General features: G+C 63.4%; 3 protein-coding genes. All 3 read right to left on the bottom strand.

Going from position 1 to position 2,351, the window contains the following annotated elements:
• Positions 1–537, bottom strand: a 537-nt coding sequence (locus B3D39_RS06815; RefSeq protein ID WP_286789538.1) for an ATP-binding cassette domain-containing protein, incomplete at its 3' end; no start/stop codon positions are given.
• Positions 534–1,610, bottom strand: coding sequence for an ABC transporter permease (locus B3D39_RS06810; RefSeq protein ID WP_078521410.1), 1,077 nt, complete (start codon positions 1,608–1,610; stop codon positions 534–536). The genes B3D39_RS06810 and B3D39_RS06815, both read right to left, overlap by 4 nt.
• A 101-nt stretch (positions 1,611–1,711) precedes the next feature.
• Positions 1,712–2,351: substrate-binding domain-containing protein (locus B3D39_RS06805; protein WP_286789537.1), on the bottom strand; the 640-nt coding region annotated here is incomplete at its 5' end.

Genomic DNA, 2,351 nt, shown 5'->3' with positions numbered 1-2,351 from the left:
CGTCGGCTCGTCCATGATGATCACTTTCGACCCGAAAGCCGCCGCGCGGGCCACCGCCACGCCCTGACGCTGGCCACCCGACAGCGTTTCGACCGCCTGATCGATGTCCTGAATGGTCGCCAGCCCCAGATCGTTCAGCTTCTCGCGGGCGAAGGCGCGCATCGCGGGCTTGTCTAGCATCCGCAGCCATTTGCCCATCGGACCGGCGCGGCGCAACTCGCGCCCGACGAACATGTTATCGACGATCGACAGCGCGGGAGAAAGCGCGAGCGTCTGGTAGACCGTCGCGATCCCGGCATCCTGCGCCTCGAGCGGGCTCTTGAAGGAGATCGGCTTGCCTTCCAGCTTGATCTCGCCCTCGTCGGCCGTAACGGCCCCGGAAATCGCCTTGATGAGCGAGGATTTCCCGGCCCCGTTATCGCCGATCACGGCAAGGATTTCGCCCGGGTAGAGATCGAAGTCGCATTCGTCGAGGGCGGTGACGCGGCCATAGCGTTTGACCAGACCGCGTGCGGTGAGAATGGGTTCTTGCGTCATGCCGAAACCTTTCTGATCCATTGGTCGATAGCGACCGCGATGATGATGAGCCAGCCGATGGCGAAGACCTGCCAGAGCACGTCCACATTCGCGAGCCGCAGCCCCGACTGGAACACGCCCACGATCAGCGCCCCGAACAATGCGCCGAGGATCGAGCCGCGCCCGCCGAAGAGCGAGATGCCCCCGATCACCACGGCGGTGATGGAATGCAGGTTCGCCTCGTAGAAGGCCTGCGGCGAGATCGAGCCCACGCGGCCGATCGATGCCCAGGCTGCGATCGCGCAGACGAGACCGGCGAGACCGTAGACCGACAGCAGCGTGCGGTCGGTGCGGATGCCCGCGAGTTCCGCCGCCTCCTTGTCGTCGCCCACGGCATAGACGTGGCGACCCCAAGCGGTCTTGTTCAGCAGATACCAGAGCACGAGGAACACCACGACCATCAGGACCGAGCCATAGGTCAGCCGCGCATTGCCGACGGTGATCGTGTTGCCGAAGAATTTCAGGAGAGGCGCGAACTTATCGATATCCTGCGAGCGGATCGACTGCGCGCCCGAAAGCCACAGGTTCAGCGCGTAGAAGATCGACCAGGTGCCGAGCGTGGTGATGAAGGGCGGCAGTTTCACCTTGGTGACGAGGAAGCCGTTCAGCAAACCGGCGCCGGTGCCGCCTGCGAAGGAAATCAGCAGCGCGATCGGTGCGGGGACGCCCATATAGACGGCAAGGTTGCCGGCGATCACCGACATCAGCACCATGATCGCGGCCACCGACAGGTCGATGCCTGCGGTCAGGATGATCAGCGATTGCGCCGCAGCCAGCATCCCGATGATCGAGACCTGCTGCATGATCAGGGTCAGGTTGAAGGCGGAAAAGAACTTGCCCCCTGCGACCAGGCCGAACACGGCGACGGACAACAGCAGCACGATCACCGGCACCATCGTCGGATTGCCGTGCAACCCGTGCTGGATCGTGCCGAGAAGCCCGCGTTTCTTACTCTTGAAGGCCGCGACGGTCTTGTCGCTTTGGTCGAGGCCGTGCTCGAAGGACTGGCCGCGAGGCGGAACGGTCTGGGTCATGTCCGTCATCCTCTTTGTGCAATGTGGGGTGAAGGGCCGTCACCCGGCCCAATGGAAAGGGCCACCGCGCGCGGCGGCCCCTCCGATCTTTCAGGCGGGGATCAGCCCCAGCACTGCTTCAGGCCTTCTTCCGACGAGATCGAGTCGATGCCATCGACCGGCTGGTCGGTGATCAGCGTCACGCCGGTGTTGTAGAAGTCGAGACCTTCGGAGTTCTGCGGCTTGGTGCCGTCCTTGGCGAAGGCCGCGATCGCTTCGATGCCCATCGAGGCCATCTTCAGCGGGAACTGCATCGAGGTCGCGCCGATGATGCCTTCCTTGACGTTCTGCACGCCCGGGCAGCCGCCATCGACCGAGACGATGATCGCCTGATCCTGCATGCCGACCGATTTCAGCGCCTCAAAGGCACCGGCGGCAGCGGGCTCGTTGATCGTGTAGACGACATTGATGCCCGGATCCTTCTGAAGAAGGTTCTCCATCGCGGTGCGGCCGCCCTGCTCGTTGCCGTTGGTCACGTCGTGGCCGACGATACGCGGATCGTCTTCGTCGCCGATCTTCTTCTCGTCTTTGATGTCGATGCCGAAGCCCTTCATGAAGCCCTGATCGCGCAGGTAATCGACCGAGACCTGGCTCGGGTTGAGGTCGAGGAAGCCGATCTTCGCATCCGCGGCCTTATCGCCCATTTTCGCCTTGGCCCACTGGCCGATCAGCTCGCCTGCCTTGAAGTTGTCGGTGGCGAAG

The organism is Thioclava sp. UBA3469 (assembly GCF_002378135.1).
In the GTDB taxonomy this organism is placed as follows: Bacteria; Pseudomonadota; Alphaproteobacteria; order Rhodobacterales; family Rhodobacteraceae; genus Thioclava; species Thioclava sediminum.
This window is presented reverse-complemented; position numbering and strand designations above follow the sequence as displayed.